This is a genomic window from Sulfuricella denitrificans skB26, from assembly GCF_000297055.2.
GTDB lineage: Bacteria > Pseudomonadota > Gammaproteobacteria > Burkholderiales > Sulfuricellaceae > Sulfuricella > Sulfuricella denitrificans.
Genome location: NC_022357.1, coordinates 1,626,051 through 1,644,092 on the forward strand (window position 1 = coordinate 1,626,051; position 18,042 = coordinate 1,644,092).

The window sequence follows — 18,042 nt, forward strand, 5'->3', positions numbered from 1 at the left end:
CCGACAGTGGGTTTCAGCATTCCTGTTCGGCGAATCCTTGTTTCTTTACCAGCGCATCCAGTTGCTTCAGGGTTTCCAGTAAGCCGCGAATTTTGTCCAGCGGCCAGGCGTTAGGTCCGTCGGACAAGGCTTGCTCGGGATTGGGATGGGTTTCCATGAATAGGCCGGAAATTCCGCTGGCAACCGCTGCCCTGGCCAGCACCGGCACAAATTCGCGCTGCCCGCCGCTTTTATCACCCTGCCCACCGGGAAGTTGCACCGAATGGGTCGCATCAAACACGACCGGACAGCCTGTTTCACGCATGACCATCAGGGATCGCATGTCGGAAACCAGATTATTGTAGCCGAACGACACGCCACGCTCGCAAACCATGATGTTTTCTTGGCCGCTCGCCTCCCGGGCTTTGTCGACAACGTTTTTCATGTCCCAAGGGGCAAGGAACTGCCCTTTTTTGATGTTGACCGGCTTGCCCGCGCTTGCCGCTGCGTGGATGAAATCGGTCTGGCGGCACAGGAAAGCGGGGGTTTGCAGTACGTCCACCACCGCCGCAACTGGCGCGATTTCCTCGATGGCATGCACGTCGGTCAGGACAGGCACTTTGATCTGACATTTAACCTCATCCAGAATCTTAAGTCCATCATCCATCCCTTTGCCACGAAATGATTTTGATGAGCTTCTGTTGGCCTTGTCATAGGACGATTTATAGATGAAATTGATCCCCAGGCCAGCGCAAATCTCCTTCAGCGCTCCGGCGGTATCCAGCGCCATCTGCCTAGATTCGATCACGCAGGGGCCGGCGATCAGGAACAGGGGCTGGTCCAGACCGACTTCAAAACCACATAACTTCATTTTACTTCCTTCTGTGTGCCGCTCAGGGCATTCAGTTCATGCTGCCGTACCGCCGCTTCCACGTAGGACTTGAACAGCGGATGACCATCTCGCGGCGTGGAAGTGAATTCAGGATGGAACTGGCAGGCGACGAACCAGGGATGGTCGGGCAGTTCGATCATTTCGCACAGGTCTTCTCCGCCAATCGACCGGCCGCTGACCCGCATGCCTGCCTGCTCCAACTTGGGCAGCAAGCTGTTGTTAACCTCATAGCGATGGCGATGCCTCTCGATAATCCGTTCGGCGCCATAAATTTTTCGCGCCAGGGAATCAGGCTGAAGCTGACATTCCTGGCCACCCAGACGCATGGTTCCTCCCAGATCGGAATTGGCATCGCGCATTTCGATATTGCCGTCGCGTGCGCGCCATTCGCTGATCAGCGCAACTATCGGGAACGGGGTATCTGGCTCGAACTCGGTGCTGTGCGCGCCAACCATGCCGGCCTTGTCACGGGCGTATTCGATCACCGCCAACTGCATGCCGAGGCATATGCCCAGGTAAGGCACACGCTTTTCTCTGGCATAGCGGATCGCCGTAATCTTGCCTTCCACGCCGCGCTTGCCGAAGCCGCCTGGAACCAGGATGGCGTCCATGCCTTCCAGTGCCCCGGTGCCGTCGGTTTCCAGCGACTCGGAATCAATGTAATGAATCTTGATCTTGCTCAGGGTGTGTATGCCAGCGTGGATCAGCGATTCCGACAGGGACTTGTAGGACTCAGTCAGATCCACGTACTTGCCGACCAGGGCGATGTTCACGCTGTGTTGCGGGTGTTCCAGGGCAAACACCAGGCTTTCCCATTTGCTCAGGTTTGCCGGCGGCGGGGTCAATTCAAGCTTCTTGCAGACAATCTCGTCCAGTCCCTGCTGATGGAGCAGACCGGGAATTTTATAGATGCTATCCGCATCTACAGCGGAAATAACCGCCTTTTCTTCAACATTAGTAAACAGGGCGATCTTGCGCCGTTCATCGTCCGGCAGTTGCCTGTCGGCACGGCACAGCAGCACGTCGGGCTGGATACCGATTGAGCGTAGCTCCTTCACCGAATGCTGGGTCGGCTTGGTCTTGATTTCCCCTGCCGAGGCGATGTATGGCACCAGCGTGAGGTGAACGTAGCAGGTGTTGTTCCGCCCCAGTTGTACGCCCATCTGACGGATGGCTTCGAGGAAGGGCAGAGACTCGATGTCGCCAACCGTGCCGCCGATTTCGATAATTGCGACTTCCGCATCACCCGCCCCGAGACGGACGAAATTCTTGATTTCGTCGGTGATATGAGGAATCACCTGCACCGTCCCGCCCAGATAATCGCCGCGACGCTCTTTCTTGATCACGCTTTCATAAATCTGGCCGGTAGTGAAGTTGTTGCTCTTCCTCATCTTCGCCTGGGAGAAGCGCTCGTAGTGACCCAGATCGAGATCGGTTTCGGCACCGTCCTCGGTGACGAATACCTCGCCGTGCTGAAACGGACTCATGGTGCCCGGATCGACGTTGATATAGGGGTCAAGCTTGAGTAGGGTAACCTTGATGCCGCGGGTTTCGAGAATCGCGGCAAGAGAGGCGGCTGCGATGCCTTTTCCAAGTGAGGAAACGACCCCGCCTGTGATGAAAACGAATTTGGTCATTTGGGAGCAGAATTGAGCACAAGACGGGTTCAAATTGTAGCCTAAAACGGGCTTCACTTAAAGCTAAACATCAGTTAAACAAGTTTCACAAAACGATTTGCAAACTTCAGGGGGTGTGGCATAATAAGAACAATTCTCATTAAACCAAGTCTAAAAAGCATGACTACCGTTAATCTGGAAACTCTCAAAGTCGGCGAATTTGCCACTATCGCGGCAGTGCACACTGATCGCGCGCTTTCTTATCGTCTTGCGGCACTGGGCTTCCGCATCGGAAAACGTATCGAAGTCATCCGCCATGGTCGTTTTTCCGGCCCACTGCACGTCCGCATCGGCGCTACCGACATCATGCTGCGCAAAAAAAGAAGCGCAGAAAATAGAGGTTCAAACGCTAGTCTGATGAAACGCGTCGCCTTGGTGGGCATGCCAAACACCGGCAAATCCACGTTCTTCAACCGTGCCACAGGCGCTTCGGCCCGGGTCGGCAACTGGCCGGGTATCACTGTCGATCTGCTCGGCGCCAAGTTGCTGCTCGCCGGCGAGATGGTCGAGCTGGTTGACCTGCCCGGCATCTACGACTTGCACGGCTTCTCCGACGACGAACAGGTAGTTCGCCATTTCCTGGAAAACAATCCAGTCGATCTGGTCGTCATCATCCTCAACGCCACTCAGATCGAGCGCCAGCTCAGTCTTGCCCTGCAACTCAAGCAGTTGTGCCTACCTGCCGTGTTGCTGCTGAACATGGTCGACGAAGCCAAAAAATTTGGCATCACCATCGATGCCAAAAAAATGTCGAGCTCACTGGACATGCCAGTTGTCATGCTTAGTGCCAAATATGGCAACGGCTATCAGGACGCGCACCAGATCATTACCCAGGCCATTCAAAACAGTGCGCCGATCCCGCCCGAAAAACTGCAACTCCTGCTGGCGGCTGATGACCAGATCGAAACTGACATGGAGACCGTGCTCAAGCAAACCGTCCAGGTGCCGGTTCAGATGTCGGATAATCTGACCACCCAGCTTGATCGCCTCATGCTTCACCCCTGGCTCGGGTTGCCGCTCTTCTTTTTGATCATGTATCTGCTGTTCCAGGCCATCTTCCTGCTCGGAAAACCTTTGCAGGATGGCGTCGCGTGGCTGCTAGAAGCTTTCAAACAGGGTGCGCTGGAGCCTTTGCTGGCGGGGTTGCCAGCGGCACTGCATGGCCTGCTGATTGAGGGCATCTACAATGGCGTGGGCACCGTCGCCACTTTCGTCCCCATTATCGTTCTGTTCTTCCTGTTCATGGCGCTGGTTGAGGATAGCGGCTACCTGTCGCGCGCCGCGTTCCTGATGGACGCGCTGATGGCCAAGCTGGGACTGGATGGGCGCAGCTTCGTCATGATGCTGCTCGGTTTCGGCTGCAACGTTCCCGCGCTGATGGGCACACGGGTCATGCGCTCGCGCAGCCTGCGCCTGCTGACCATGCTGGTAATCCCGTTTTCGCTGTGTTCGGCGCGGCTACAGGTCTTCGTTTTCATCACTGCGGCGATTTTTTCGCCCAAGGCAGCGCCGCTGGTGCTTTTCAGCTTGTACCTGTTCAGTTTCGCCGCTGCCTTCATCACCGCGCTGCTGTTCAAAAATCGTTTCCAGAACAACGAGCCGTTCATCCTCGAATTGCCGCCCTACCGCTTCCCTACCCTCCGCCAGATGGTTCTGCGCGGCTGGCACGAAGTCCGCCATTTCCTTAATCGCGCCAGCAAGTTCATCATCGCCGGCGTGGTGCTGGTATGGCTGCTGACGCATTTTCCCCAGAATGTGGCACCGGGCAGCCTCGACACTTGGGCCGGGATGATCGGCCAGTTCATGGAACCGGTACTCGCGCCCATCGGCATCGACCAGCATCTTGCTATCGCCCTGATTTTCGGTTTTGTCGCCAAGGAAATCGTTGTCGGCTCGCTGGCGGTGATCTACGGCCTCGAAGGTTCGGCGCTGACTGGCATGATGGCGCAGCAACTGGATTGGGTGCAGGCATACAGCTTCATGCTGTTCACCCTGATTTATACGCCCTGCCTGTCCACCATCGCCACGATCCGCAGCGAATCGAAGAGCATGCCCTACACCTTGTTCGCCGTTGGCTTTCCCCTGGGGCTGGCATGGCTGTTGAGTTTCGCCTTTTACCAGACCGCCAGGGCATTGGGTTATTAACCGATCTGGCGAACCCGCTCAAAAAAACAGATAGCCGCCGCGGCTGCGGCATTCAACGACTCGGCCGCCCCCGGCATGGGGATCATGACCCTGCTGTCGGCAGCTTCGAGCAAGCTTTCCGAAACCCCCGCCCCTTCATTGCCGATAACAAATGCCGTCTGGCCGCTCAAATCAAGGCTAAACAGTGTCTTTTCAGTGCCTAAGGTCGTTGCAACTACTTGCCCCTGAAAATTTCGCGCAACGGCCACCAAATCACTGCTTTCATGAATAGACAAATGAAAATGAGCACCCATGCCGGCTCTGAGTACCTTGGGAGACCAGGCATCGACACACCCCGTCGACAAATAAATCTGCCCGATTCCGGCAGCAGCAGCGGATCGCAGGATAGAACCCAGATTGCCGGGATCCTGAATATCTTCAAGCAGCACACAGCAATTGACCTTCCCATCGACTGGCTGCGGAATCCGGATCAACGCAACTATCCCTGTCGGCGTGTCCACGGTCGAGATTTCCCGAAACAATTCATCGCTCAGGACGATCAAATTTTCCGGCGGCTGATTATGGATAAAATCCCGTATTTCCGGATGATCCTGTGCTGAGACAGAAACCAGGATCGCCTCGGGCACTCCGCCCGCCTGATGATAGGCGGTGACCAGATGGATGCCATCCAGCAGGGTTTTGCCTGCTTTCTTGCGCTCTTTCGACGAAGCGGCAAGTTTTCTGGCGCTTTTAAGCAATGGATTTTCTCTTGAAGTGATCGTTTTCATGGTGGTTTTGTAGCCGGCCCGCTCCTGCTATAGTTCGCTCATCAATCTATGAAAATCGTCATCGTAACACCAGCCGCCAGCCGCGTCAGGAATGGCAACCGCAACACGGCACAGCGCTGGGCCACCTTCTTGCGTCAACTGGGGCATCGCGTCTGCGTGCAGGTCGAGTGGGATGGCAGCGGCGTTGACCTGATGCTGGCACTGCATGCACGACGCAGCCATGCTTCGATCAAGCGTTTTGCCGAATGCTGGCCGGAATTGCCGCTAATCGTGGCCCTGACCGGCACCGACTTGTATCGCGACATCAGGAACGACTGCAGTGCGCAGGAGTCCATGCAACTGGCCACGCACCTGGTTGTGCTGCAGGAAATGGGGCTCAACGAGCTTGCCCCGGCATTGCGGGAAAAAACCCACGTCATTTATCAATCCGCTCGCCCTGTCAAATCGGTGCAGCCGTTCAAAAGATGCTTCGAAGCCTGTGTCATCGGCAACTTGCGCGAAGAAAAAGACCCTTTCCGCAGTGCGCTCGCAGCCGCCCTATTGCCGGAGAATTCTGAAGTTCATATTACCCATATGGGACGCGCCCTGAATGACGACATGGCGCGGCAGGCGCAGGTCCTGATGGAGAAAAATCCGCGTTACCACTGGTTGGGTGAACTGCCCCATTGGAAGGTAAGAAACAGGCTGGCCCGCTGCCGGCTGATGGTGATCACCTCCATCATGGAAGGCGGTGCAAATGTTGTATCAGAGGCGCTGGCGGTCGGTGTGCCGGTAATCGCCTCGGACATATCAGGCAATATCGGCATGCTCGGTGCCGACTATGCCGGCTTTTACCCTTGCGGAAATGAACGAGCCTTGGCCAGCCTGTTACTGCATGCGGAAACATCGCCGAAATTTTATGACCTGCTCAAGGCTCAGTGCGCCAAGCGAAAACCTCTGGTTGAACCCGGTCAAGAACTTGCCGGACTGGAACAGCTTATCGCGACCGCATCGGCTACTTCTTCTTTGCCAGATGGGCCAATCCCTGCGCCGCGCGCAGGCAAAGCTGCTTGAATTCCAGGTAACGTTTCTCGTCGAGCGCACCCCCATCATGCTTACTGTCGGCGTAGAACAGACCGACCGACTTGCCATGCAAAAAAACCGACATGGCGAAAAATTCGCCATGTCCAAGCAACTGCCTGATCCCGAATGGGATCATCGGCTCCAACGTCTTTCGATTGCTTTCGCTAAGCCAAATGCCCTGTGCCTTCTCCATTAACCGACTAAATAGATGCCGGGTCGTCATGTCGATCTGAAATTGACGCAATGGTGAATCCGGCTCTGCCCCAACCACGTACTTGGCTTTCAAGGCACTGCGATCCGCCGACATCAGGGCGAACACCACGCGGTTCAACCCGATTCCTTCGTGCATTCCTTTCAACACCAGCGCCATCATGTCGTGCAGATCCAGTGTACCATCCAGATGCGCCGCAATCTCGGCCATGATTTGGCTCAGCACATCAGGGTGCGGCGTCAGACTGACTTCAGGCACCTCGATGGGCTGTGGTGATGCTTCTGTGTCGCCCGGTTCCTCCGGCCAATCTCCTGGCAGCATGGGCAGCAATGCTGCAGCCGGTGGCACGCCGTACCAGTTCCAGTGGCGAGCTTCCACTACGGCATTGCGATACACCATGTGCACTACTTCATCTAGGTGCATGTGGAGCATCCCTGCGATCACTTCGTAATCGGCAAGCAAAGCAGGGCCATGCCAGCCGGTTTCGGCAAGCCGCGCGACCGACGCTGCCAAGGTCACCCCTAGAACACGCGGCTGGACGCTATTTTCGCTGTGCATGAATAACTGCATCAGTTCCGGCAGGCGCCACACTTCCGCAAGCGCAAATTGCAGTTCACGCGAATCGAACCCGAGGATTTCTTTCTGCGCCTGGGCCAGGCCGATTTTATTTCGCCGCACCAGCCTGCGAATTTGCAGTGCCTGCTCCGGTGCATAAGCCCAGAGCAGAATTTCTCCCATATCGTAGAGCAGTGCGCCAATATACACTTCCTCAGATTTCATGTCGGCTCGAAAATTTGCCCAGTCGCGCGCCTGCCATGCGGCATGGTGAGCCCGGCTCATGGCCTGCATCAATCCTGGCAATGCGCCGTCCAATGTCTTCAGGTCCTCCTCGACGGCCTTTAGATTGGAGAGCCGATTGAAAAAAGGGCCGACCCCCAGCATCATCACGGCATGTTCCACCGTCGTGATTTCATTGCTGAGGCGGCTACGTGACATGCCATTGACCAGGCGCAACACTTTCAAAGTCATCAGCGGATCGCGTAGCACCACTTCCGCAATTTCTCCGGCAGTAACCTTCTCCGCCCTTCCGGCAAGTTTGCTTATCTCCCTGACGCTGCGCTGCAGCACGGGCATCTCCCAGGATTTCAGCTCTTCAACCCATTCGTTCAGAGTTTTCATGTTCATGCTCCAGCATCCATTTCTTGCCTTGCCGGAACCCGGTAAACGTAAAGCCTGGAATGATGGAAGTCATCCAGTTCAACAACCTTTTCCGGTTCGACGCCGGGAACAGAGAATGTATTGCTGATAAAGCGGCTGCCGGATGGCATTTCCTCGCATACCTTGCGCCAGAGTCGAGCCATCGGCACTGGGGAGAGATAGGCGTAAACCACATCCTGACCGGCCAGGCTGTACTGCCAGAAATCACCCCATAGTAGAGAATAATTGCCTCTGGTCGCTATTTTTCTGGTCCAACCCAAGGCAAACGGCAAGGGGGCAATTTCCATCCCGGAGAACTTTCCGTTTGGATGCTGTGCATCGAGATAGCTCAGCATTCCACCCAGGCCGGCTCCCAAATCCAGAAAACGGGCGCCCTCTTTGCCGGGCAGCAAGCCTGCAACTGCCGCCCAAGCCTTGCGGCTGGACAGGTAAAGCGGGATCTGGCTACGGAACACGCTCCAGTAGATAAGGAACAACAGAACAAAGGCTGCCAGGAACCACGACGGTGCAACGTCGAACGACAGGGCCGACACCAGCGCCGGCGAAAACAGCAGATTGATAGGCAGCCACCATGACGCCAGACCGAGGCGAGAGCCGAGAAATGCGGCAATGCTACCCTGAATCAATGCGGCGACAATGAGCGGGATTTCAAGCTCGAATGAGGCGAGCACGGGCGCCACCAGCATCAGGGAAATCAGTGTTGCGACAACCTGTGAAAACAACGCAACCAGGGAAGGAGAAAAGGAATGGTGCCGATCCGATACAGCACACTGCTTTCGCCCTCGCAAGAAGGCGTGCTTGCTGAAAAAAGTGAAATTACTGATTCTTACCTTCGGCTGCACTGGTTTTTTCTTTCGGCGCCACCTGTTGCAGAGCGGGTGTAACCTGTTCCTGGCTTTTCACCTCAAGCGGCTTTCCGCCGCTACTGATGGCATCTTCCGTGTCCTTGTTCAGGACGATCAGGCTGATGCGCCGATTGATTGGATTGTTGGGATCGTTGCTATCAAGCATGATCGCCGAAGCAAGACCGACAACGCGCAACATCTTGCTCTCCGCCATACCACCAGCAATCAGCTCGCGCCTCGATGAGTTGGCCCGGTCGGCAGAGAGTTCCCAGTTACTGTAACCCTTTTCGCCTGAAGAATAAGGCGTCGCATCAGTATGTCCTGACAGGCTGACCCGGTTCGGCACTTCATTCAGCATTTTGCCGATTTCCTGCAAAATCTGTACGGTGTAATTTTTCATGTGGGAGCCGCCCAGATCGAACATCGGACGGTTTTTCTCATCCACGATCTGGATGCGCAGGCCTTCGGTGGTAAGGTCGATCAGAATCTGGTCCTTGAACTGTTTCAGCATCGGGTTGGATTCAATGGCCTTCTCCATTCTTTCCTTCAACCCCTGGAGCTTCTTCAGCTCCTGCCGTTCAAATTCCGCTTTTGCGGCTTGTAAATTGATCGTTTTTTTCTCACGCGGATCCATGCTTTTCTGCACCTGGCCATCTTTACGAGTCAGATCCTTGCCCCCTCCCTTGATCACGCTCGAACTGTCACCACTGCCACTCCCTCCCTGCATGGCAACTTTCAAAGGCGTCTTGAAATACTCTGAAATGCCGGCAAGATCTCCCTTCGCCGTTGACCCGAGGAGCCACATCAGCAGAAAGAATGCCATCATCGCGGTCACGAAATCAGCGTAGGCGATTTTCCAGGCGCCACCATGGTGGCCGTGCGCACTCTTCTTGATGCGCTTAACGATTATCGGACGTTGCGAATCGTCGCTCATGCCTATTTCCTAATCCCTAATGGTGTCTAACGGCAAAAACTCATTTTGACTTACTTTGCTTGATGTGTTCTTCCAACTCGCCGAAAGTAGGACGCTCGGTTGAATACAGTACCTTGCGTCCGAATTCCACCGCTACCTGCGGTGCGTAACCATTCAGGCTGGCCAGCAAAGTTACCTTGATGACATTGTACAGTTTGGTGCTTTCTTCATGTTTCTGTTCCAGTAACGAAGACAAAGGTCCGACAAACCCATAGGCCAGCAAAATACCCAGAAAGGTGCCGACCAAGGCGTGAGCTATCAGGATACCCAGTTCGGCTGGGGGGATACCAACCGACTCCATGGTATGCACCACCCCCATTACCGCAGCCACGATACCGAAAGCAGGTAAACCATCGCCGAGCTTGGCGACCACGCCGGCTGGAACCGCACCCTCATGGTGGTGTGTCTCGATCTCATTGTCCATCAGGTTTTCGATTTCGAAAGCGTTGAGGTTGCCGCCCACCATGATGCGTAAGTAATCGGTAATGAATTCGACGACATGGTGGTCACTGACAATTGAAGGATATTTCGAAAATACCGGACTTTCATGCGGTGAATCGACATCGGATTCGATCGCCATCAGCCCTTCCTTGCGCACCTTGGCCAATATCTCGTAGAGCAGTGCGAATAATTCCATATACAGTGCTTTGCTGAATTTGGATCCCTTGAGGATGCTTGGCAATGCCTTCAAGGTTGCCTTGATCGCTTTGCCGTTATTGCCGACAAGAAAGGCTCCTCCTGCCCCACCGCCGATCATCAATAACTCCAACGGCTGGAACAGCGCGGCAAGATGTCCCCCGCCCAGCGCGAAGCCACCAAAAACTGAAGCAGAAACTACCACGTATCCTAAAATTACAAGCATCTTGTTCGCCGCTCCCAGACAAAAAACGGTTCAATCACAGACTAACCGTATTGCAACAACATATGAAAACAGTGTTCTTCTCAGAACGCAATGTGACTGATGGTGGCAACAGCAATGTTGATCAATCCCAGAATCAAATTAAAACCGATCAGCTTGCGGATCATAGCCAGCGCATCACCAGCCTGCTTCCATTCCTGGACGGCGACGGCACGTACTAGTTTGCCATAGGGAATAAAATAAACGAAGCAGAAAACCAGCATCATCACCAGTCCGATTCCGAACATTGCGTGAGCGCCCAATGCGATGGCCTTGAATCCACCCAGAAGCATGATCATATACAGACCACTGAACAGGATTAGCGCCACGGATATCCACACCACAGGAAAAAAACGCTTGAATACCCCAGCCCACAATGGCAACCGCTGAGGCGGAGCGAGCAGGTCGGCGGCAACCGGGCGCAACATCTGGTGAGCAAAGTACATACCGCCTACCCAAATAACCACACCCAAAATATGTAAAAAGATCGCAAAGGCCATGAGTTCTCCTGTTATCTCAATTTGAGGGCAATCGCCAGTTTAACTGGAGCAAAGCTTCTGCGGTGAATTTCGCTTGCACCATGACGCCGCAAAGCTTCAAGGTGCATTGCGGTCGGATAGCCTTTATGTCGGTCGAAGCCATATTGCGGATATTCTTGATGCAATCGAAGCATTTCTGCGTCCCGTGCAGTTTTGGCTAAAATGGAGGCCGCCGAAATTTCCGCTACGCTGCTGTCACCCTTGACGATAGCGCGACAGGGCATAACCAGTTTTGGGCAATGCAGGCCATCGATCAGCGCCTCCGATGGGACGGGCAACAGTGTTTCCACTGCGCGCCGCATTGCGAGCAGGCTTGCCTGGAGGATGTTAATGCTGTCAATTTCAGCGGCTTCAGCTTTGGCGATAGCCCAAGCCAGAGCACGTTCCCTGATTTGCTCGGCCAGGTACACGCGCTTTTTTTCACTCAATTTTTTCGAGTCGGCCAGCCCTGCTATCGGCCGCTCCCCATCGAGTATCACCGCAGCCGCGAAAACGGCCCCAGCCAGCGGCCCACGACCCGCTTCGTCAACACCGCAAATGAGCCAGTTTGAACGCGTGCTCATTTATGTCGTCAGAAACGGCAGAATAGCGTCCACAGCTTTTTCTGCGGAATTTTGCTTGAGATCGAGATGCATCCTGGAGAAGGCGCGAGTCAACTTCTCCCTGACCGGCCCATCATTGACCAGGTTCAGCACCGCTTGGGACAGGTTTTCCGGCGTGGCCTCATCCTGCAACAGTTCAGGCACAATGAAGCGCCCGGCGAGAATGTTCGGCAACCCGACATAGGGCAGGTATTTCTTGCTCTGCATCATGCGCCAGGTCAAGGGCGACATTTTGTATGTAATCACCATCGGGCATTTCAGCAAAGCCGCTTCCAGTGTCGCGGTGCCCGAGGCCACCAGAACCGCATCTGCGGCTGTCATGGCATCATGGGCGTGGCCGAACAATATTTTTAGCGGCAAGTCGCCCCCCCCCACGCGATACAATTCAGTCTCGAACATGTTACGCGTTTCCCGGCTCAGCAGCGGCACCAGAAAATGCACATTTGGAGTGACGGCAGTAATCATGCGCGCAGTCTCCACAAACAGCTTGGCCATGTAATGCACTTCGCTCTGCCGACTACCGGGCAAAAGCGCGATGACGTGATCGTTCTGAGGAAGTCTCAGCTGTTCGCGCGCGGCATAACGGTTGGGTTGTTCCGGCAACACGTCAGCCGATGGATGGCCGACATAGGTGGCCGGGATACCCGCCGCATCATAGATTCTCTTTTCGAACGGGAACAGCACCAGCATATGGGACACCGCCCGCGCAATTTTGTGTATACGCTCTCCGCGCCAGGCCCAGATTGACGGACTGACATAATGGACGGTGGGGATTCCCGTCTTCTTCAGCCTGAGTTCCAGGTCAAGATTGAAGTCAGGCGCATCCACGCCGATGAATACATCTGGTGGATTTTCCATGAAATGTCGCAGCAGCTTGTGCCGGATTTTGACGATTTCGCGATAATGTCGCAGCACCTCGACATAGCCACGAACGGCCAGCTTTTCCATGGGAAACAGCGAGTTTACGCCGGCAGCCTGCATTTTTGGCCCGCCAATGCCTACAAATTCGACACCTGGAACACGGTTCTTCAGCGCATTGACCAGGTGGGCGCCCAGCAAATCACCTGATGCTTCGCCCGCGACAATTCCGACTTTCAATTGATCTAAAACCCTGTTAACGAATGATGCCGCGCGTGGAATGAGCGAGGAAATCGGTCAGAATCTGAATTTCGAGGCAGGCATGCGTCTGCTCGGCCAGAGCCAGCTTAGCCTGTTCCAGGGTAAGCCCTGACTTGTATAGCGTCTTGTAGGCGCGCTTGATCGCCAATATGGCTTCGCTGGAGAACCCCCTGCGCTTCAGCCCTTCCGAGTTGATGCCATGAGGTTGTGCATCATGACCGGCCGCTGTGACATAGGGAGGAACATCCTTGAACAGGATGGTGCCCATCCCGGTGATGCTGTGCCCGCCGATATGGCAAAACTGGTGAACCACGGTAAAACCGCCGAGAATGGCATAATCTCCGACCTGCACGTGACCTGCCAGCTGGGCGTTATTGGCAAAGATAGTGTGATTACCAATCTGACAGTCATGCGCTAAATGCACGTAGGCCATGATCCAGTTGTCGTCGCCTACCCGCGTCACACCCACGTCCTGCGAAGTACCCCGGTTGAACGTGCAGAATTCACGAATCACATTACGGTCGCCGATTTCAAGACGGGTTTCTTCTCCCTGATACTTCTTGTCCTGCGGCATTTCTCCCAGTGACGAAAACTGAAAAATCCGGTTGTCCGTGCCGATCCGGGTATGGCCATTGATCACCACATGAGGGCCAACCGATGTCCCGGCGCCGATTTCGACGTGCTCGCCGATAATCGAATAAGGCCCGACACTGACATCGGAAGCCAGTTTGGCACCCTCATGGACGATTGCTGTCGGATGGATCATTTACAGGGCTTTCACCGTGCACATCAGCTCTGCTTCTGTCACCACGACGCCATCGACTTTGGCGCGCGCCGCGTATTTCCAGATCCCCTTGACCGACCGGGTAATTTCCACTTCAAGCGTCAACTGGTCACCGGCAGAAACGGGTTTCTTGAAGCGCGCTCCGTCGATGCCGACAAAGTAGTACACCGATTTGTCGTCAGGCCGGGTACCCATGGTCTTGAAAGACAGAATCGCCGCCGCCTGGGCCAATGCTTCGACGATAAGCACGCCTGGCATCACCGGGTGGTGCGGAAAATGACCGCCGAAAAAAGGCTCGTTGATCGTCACATTTTTCAGCGCCACGATATTCTTCCCCGGTTCACACGAAATCACACGATCAACCAGCAGAAAGGGGTAACGATGCGGCAAGTACTGCAATATTTCGTGGATATCCATGCTATTCAAGGTTTTTCCTTTCCAGTTCGCTGATTTTCTTTTCCAGTTCGCTCAGCTTCTCCGCCATCTTATCTAGATGGCGCAGATGAGCCGCATTTTTGAGCCAGTCCTGATGCATGGAAAATGGCATCACAGAGGTGTACGTTCCCACCTTGGTGATCGATTTGGTGACCAGGGTGCCGGCGGATATATTGACCCGATCAACAATTTCAAGATGCCCCAAAATGACCGCACCGCCCCCCACCGTGCAATGCTTTCCTATTTTTGCACTGCCCGCAATTCCGACACAACCCGCCATCGCAGTATGAGCGCCGATACGCACGTTATGTGCGACCTGAATCTGGTTATCCAGCTTGACGCCGTCCTCAATAATAGTGTCGTCCAGTGCTCCCCGATCAACCGTGGTATTGGCGCCAATTTCAACGTCATCTCCGATGACCACCCGACCGATTTGTGGAACCTTGATCCAACACCCGTTTTCCATGGCAATGCCAAATCCGTCCGCCCCGATCACCACGCCGGAATGCAGGATGGCACGCTTACCGATGACACAGCCTTGGTAGACCACCACTTGTGGATAAAACAGCGAATCATCCCCAACCTCAACGCCCTCGCCGAGGTGACAACCGGACCCGATAACCGCGTGTTCACCGACCTTCACACTCGCTCCTACAAACGCGAATGCTCCAATGGTGACAGACGCTGGAATGCTTGCAGTTTGATCGATTACCGCCGTTGAATGGATGCCGGGTGCCTCAGCACGCTTGGGATTAAGCAATCCGGAAACCTTGGCAAAATAGGCATATGGGTTGTCGCTCAAGATACGCGGCATGTCTGTCGCATCATGCTCTGCAACACTCAGGATTACGGCGCTAGCTTTGCAGTCTTGCAGCTGCCGACGGTATTTCGGATTGGTGAGAAAGCTGATATGACCGGATAGTGCAGAGGAAAGCGGCGCGACCTGATTGACCACGATATCCGCGTCGCCAATCAGCTCACCGCCAAAGCGTTCAACGATAGCACCTAGCGTGTAGCCCGTATCAGTCCGCATCATGAAATCAACAGGCAGCACCCGCCATTCGCATCAGCAAAATAGTTTTATTTCTCGGACAGCGCCTTCAATACCCTGTCGGTGATATCGATCCGCGGACTGAAATAAACAGCTTCTTCCAGTACCAGATCGAACTTCTCCTTCTCGGCTATCTCCATGATCGTTTTTCTAGCACGATCATGCACAGAGCCCAACTCTTCGTTGCGCCTCAGGTTAAGGTCTTCCCGAAACTCCCGTTGAGCACGCTGGAAATCGCGATTCAGATTGGCGAGGTCGCGCTCCTTGTTGCGTCGATCTGATTCACTGATCGTCACGCCTTCCCGCTCCAGATGAGCCTGCAGTTCCTTGGCCTGTTTCGCCATTTTTTGCAGTTCCTGCTCGCGTGCAGCGAATTCCTTCTCGAGTTTTTTCTGTGCCTTCATGGCCGGTGCTGCTTCCCGAAAAACCCGCTCGGTGTTGACGAATCCGATCTTCATTTCGGCGGCGGATGCCCCTGCCGCAATCGGCAATAAAATGGCGGCAATTAATACAGCAATAATCTTGTTCAACTTGATCTCCTGAAATCGCGATTAGAACGTGGAACCCAAAATAAACTGGAACCTCTCCAACCTGTCTGTTTCTTTGGAATTGAGCGGAGCGGCAATACTGAATTTCATCGGCCCCATCGGGGACTGCCAGCTAACGGCAAGACCGGTGGAATACCGCATATCGGCAAAGCTGATCTTGGAATATTGCCCAGCAATATCGCCATCGCCAAAAACCGATCCTGCATCAAGGAACAGGCTCATGCGCAGAGATTGGTCCTTTTTCATGCCAGGGAATGGGAACAGTATTTCTGCATTGCCCACCAGACGACGATTGCCACCCAGCGCATTGCCATCAATGTCTTTAGGCCCGAGAGAAGAAGACTTGAAACCGCGCACCGAAGTATTGCCGCCAGCGAAGAAGCTTTTGAAGAAGGGCAACGGTTTGCCACCGTAACCGTTAGCGTATCCGGCTTCACCGTTTAGCATCAGGGTGAAATCCTGAAACAAAGGCCGGAGCCACTGATGCTGATAGGAAAGCTTGTAATATTTAACTGTTCCGCCAGGCAGCCCCATCTCGGCAAACACCCTTTGCAGACTACCTTTTGTCGGATAGATAATGCTGTCGCGAGTATCCCTTGCCCAGCCGGCATCTCCACGCAATGTGGTGTTGCTGGAACCAAAATCCCTGACATAGTCGAGATACCGTGTCGGAGTTGTATCGTAAGTAGTCAGCTTGGTTCTCTCGACCGACAAACCGAAATTGACTGTATCCATTTCGTTCAACGGCACCCCGAAGCGCACCCCGCCACCGATGGAATCGGAATCGTACCTGGAAACTGACAAAGAGGATGAGTTTACTTTGCGCTGATAGATGTCGAAACCGCGGCTGATGCCATCGTCGGTGTAGTAAGGGTTGGTGTAGGACAGTGAGTACACCGTATTGATCTTGCCGCTGTTGAATTGCGTGGAAAGATAATTGCCGCTACCGAATACGTTAGCCTGTGAAATGGAGCCGCTAAGAATGAAGCCTTCCGAACTGGAAAACCCCGCGCCCGCCATGATGCTTCCCGTGGGTTTTTCCGTCACGCTGACATTCATGTCCACCTGGTCGGTCGTGCCGGCCACGGCTGGAGTTTCAAGGTTGACATCGGAAAAATATCCTAGGCGGTTAATCCGTTCGCGTGACCGGGTGACTTTATCGGCAGCATACCAGGCACCTTCCATCTGGCGCATCTCGCGGCGGACGACTTCGTCACGTGTTTTGGTATTGCCGGTTACGTTGATGCGGCGCACATAAACCCGCCGACCCGGATCGATGAAGAAGGTGAATTTTGCCTCCTGTTTTTCCTTGTTGAGTTCCGGAACCGCGTTGACGTTGGCGAATGCGTAGCCGTCATTACCCAGTCGGTCACCGATCAACTTGGTGGTTTCTGTCAGCTTTTCCCGCGAGAAAACATCGCCCGGCTGGATCTTGATCAGCTTGCGCAATTCCTCTTCAGGGACCAGCATCTCCCCTGCCAGTTTGACGTCAGAAACGGTATATTTCTGGCCTTCGGTTATGTTGATAGTGATATAGATAGATTGCTTGTCTGGGGAAATAGAAACCTGAGTGGAATCCAGATTGAACTCGAGATAGCCACGATTCAGGTAATAAGAGCGCATCGTTTCGATGTCAGCCGCCAGTTTCTGCTTTGAATACTGATCGCTCTTGCTCCACCATGACATCCATCCGGGTGTAGAAAGTGCGAACAGTTCGAGGAGATCCTTTTCCGGGAAAGCCTGGTTGCCAACGATGTTGATCTGTTGAATCTTCGCCACTTCGCCTTCGCTGATATTGAAGCTGATGGCGGTGCGGTTGCGCTCCAGCGGCGTAACGGTGGTGGTGATCGCCACCGCATATTTTCCGCGGCTGAGATATTGACGTTTGAGCTCCTGCTCAGCCTTGTCCAGTAGGGATTTGTCGAAAATTCGCCCCTCGGCCAGCCCGACTTGTTTCAAACCATCGATAAGTTGTTTTTTGTCGAATTCCTTGAGCCCCACGAAATCGATCTGGGAAATCGCCGGCCGTTCCTGCACCATGACGATCAGCACCTCACCTTCAACTTCCAGCCGAACATCCTTGAAAAAACCGGTTCCATACAATGCCTTGATGGCTACAGCGGCTTTCTCGTCGTCAAGTTTCTCGCCCACTTTGACCGGCAGGTAGCTGAATACAGTCCCGGCCTCTGTACGCTGAATTCCCTCAACCCGAATATCCTTGATGACAAACGGTTGAAATGCCCAGGCGGAAGCACCATACAAGCTCATCAACAACATCGGCAGGAGTTTTAATTTCAT

At 54.3% G+C, this 18,042-nt stretch carries 17 protein-coding genes; 2 read left to right on the forward strand and 15 right to left on the reverse strand.

From position 1 onward, the window contains the following. Positions 1-13 precede the first annotated feature (13 nt). Positions 14-850, reverse strand: a complete 837-nt coding sequence (kdsA, locus tag SCD_RS07975; RefSeq protein WP_009205611.1) for a 3-deoxy-8-phosphooctulonate synthase — start codon at positions 848-850, stop codon at positions 14-16. Then, positions 847-2,508, reverse strand: coding sequence for a CTP synthase (locus SCD_RS07980; RefSeq protein WP_009205610.1), 1,662 nt, complete (start codon positions 2,506-2,508; stop codon positions 847-849). The genes kdsA and SCD_RS07980 overlap by 4 nt, the downstream gene beginning before the upstream one ends. Positions 2,509-2,667: 159 nt before the next feature. Between SCD_RS07980 and feoB the strand changes: the two genes are divergently transcribed. Next, a complete protein-coding gene (gene feoB / locus SCD_RS07985; RefSeq protein WP_009205609.1) occupies positions 2,668-4,692 on the forward strand; it encodes a ferrous iron transport protein B in 2,025 nt (674 codons plus the stop codon). Here the strand turns inward: feoB and SCD_RS07990 are convergent. Beyond that, on the reverse strand, positions 4,689-5,459 hold the full coding sequence (locus tag SCD_RS07990) for a TrmH family RNA methyltransferase (RefSeq protein ID WP_041673397.1): 771 nt from the start codon (positions 5,457-5,459) through the stop codon (positions 4,689-4,691). The two genes, feoB and SCD_RS07990, sit on opposite strands and share 4 nt — an antisense overlap. 48 nt (positions 5,460-5,507) lie before the next feature. On the opposite strand from SCD_RS07990, the gene senB reads away from it, so the two are divergent. Then, positions 5,508-6,512, forward strand: a complete 1,005-nt coding sequence (gene senB / locus SCD_RS07995) for a selenoneine biosynthesis selenosugar synthase SenB (protein ID WP_009205607.1) — start codon at positions 5,508-5,510, stop codon at positions 6,510-6,512. On the opposite strand, the gene SCD_RS08000 is transcribed toward senB, so the two are convergent. The 12 genes from SCD_RS08000 to bamA all read right to left on the reverse strand — a co-directional run bounded on the left by SCD_RS08000 (position 6,454) and on the right by bamA (position 18,042). Then, positions 6,454-7,911 carry an HDOD domain-containing protein gene (locus SCD_RS08000; RefSeq protein WP_041673398.1) on the reverse strand — a complete coding sequence of 486 codons (1,458 nt, stop codon included), beginning with the start codon at positions 7,909-7,911 and terminating at the stop codon, positions 6,454-6,456. The two genes, senB and SCD_RS08000, sit on opposite strands and share 59 nt — an antisense overlap. 2 nt (positions 7,912-7,913) lie before the next feature. Continuing rightward, positions 7,914-8,672, reverse strand: coding sequence for a hypothetical protein (locus SCD_RS08005; protein ID WP_009205605.1), 759 nt, complete (start codon positions 8,670-8,672; stop codon positions 7,914-7,916). A 94-nt stretch (positions 8,673-8,766) separates the two neighbouring features. Continuing rightward, positions 8,767-9,729 (reverse strand): flagellar motor protein MotB, encoded by a 963-nt coding sequence (gene motB, locus SCD_RS08010; protein ID WP_009205604.1) that lies wholly within the window; start codon positions 9,727-9,729, stop codon positions 8,767-8,769. A gap of 40 nt (positions 9,730-9,769) precedes the next feature. Further along, the gene (motA, locus tag SCD_RS08015) at positions 9,770-10,630 is read right to left on the reverse strand and encodes a flagellar motor stator protein MotA (RefSeq protein WP_009205603.1); all 861 of its coding nucleotides are present in this window, start codon (positions 10,628-10,630) and stop codon (positions 9,770-9,772) included. Between the two features lie 80 nt (positions 10,631-10,710). Further along, positions 10,711-11,166: a CopD family protein gene (locus SCD_RS08020; protein ID WP_009205602.1), complete on the reverse strand. Its 456-nt coding sequence runs from the start codon at positions 11,164-11,166 to the stop codon at positions 10,711-10,713. A gap of 11 nt (positions 11,167-11,177) precedes the next feature. Beyond that, the gene (gene rnhB, locus SCD_RS08025; RefSeq protein ID WP_009205601.1) at positions 11,178-11,768 is read right to left on the reverse strand and encodes a ribonuclease HII; all 591 of its coding nucleotides are present in this window, start codon (positions 11,766-11,768) and stop codon (positions 11,178-11,180) included. Next, the gene (lpxB, locus tag SCD_RS08030; RefSeq protein ID WP_009205600.1) at positions 11,769-12,905 is read right to left on the reverse strand and encodes a lipid-A-disaccharide synthase; all 1,137 of its coding nucleotides are present in this window, start codon (positions 12,903-12,905) and stop codon (positions 11,769-11,771) included. A 16-nt stretch (positions 12,906-12,921) separates the two neighbouring features. Further along, positions 12,922-13,692 carry an acyl-ACP--UDP-N-acetylglucosamine O-acyltransferase gene (lpxA, locus tag SCD_RS16400; protein WP_009205599.1) on the reverse strand — a complete coding sequence of 257 codons (771 nt, stop codon included), beginning with the start codon at positions 13,690-13,692 and terminating at the stop codon, positions 12,922-12,924. Then, entirely contained in the window at positions 13,693-14,127 is a 435-nt protein-coding gene (gene fabZ, locus SCD_RS16405) for a 3-hydroxyacyl-ACP dehydratase FabZ (RefSeq protein WP_023506897.1), read from the reverse strand. A gap of 1 nt (position 14,128) precedes the next feature. Next, on the reverse strand, positions 14,129-15,181 hold the full coding sequence (lpxD, locus tag SCD_RS08045) for a UDP-3-O-(3-hydroxymyristoyl)glucosamine N-acyltransferase (protein WP_023506898.1): 1,053 nt from the start codon (positions 15,179-15,181) through the stop codon (positions 14,129-14,131). A gap of 44 nt (positions 15,182-15,225) precedes the next feature. After that, a complete protein-coding gene (locus tag SCD_RS08050; protein WP_009205596.1) occupies positions 15,226-15,726 on the reverse strand; it encodes an OmpH family outer membrane protein in 501 nt (166 codons plus the stop codon). 21 nt (positions 15,727-15,747) lie between these two features. Then, entirely contained in the window at positions 15,748-18,042 is a 2,295-nt protein-coding gene (gene bamA, locus SCD_RS08055; protein WP_009205595.1) for an outer membrane protein assembly factor BamA, read from the reverse strand.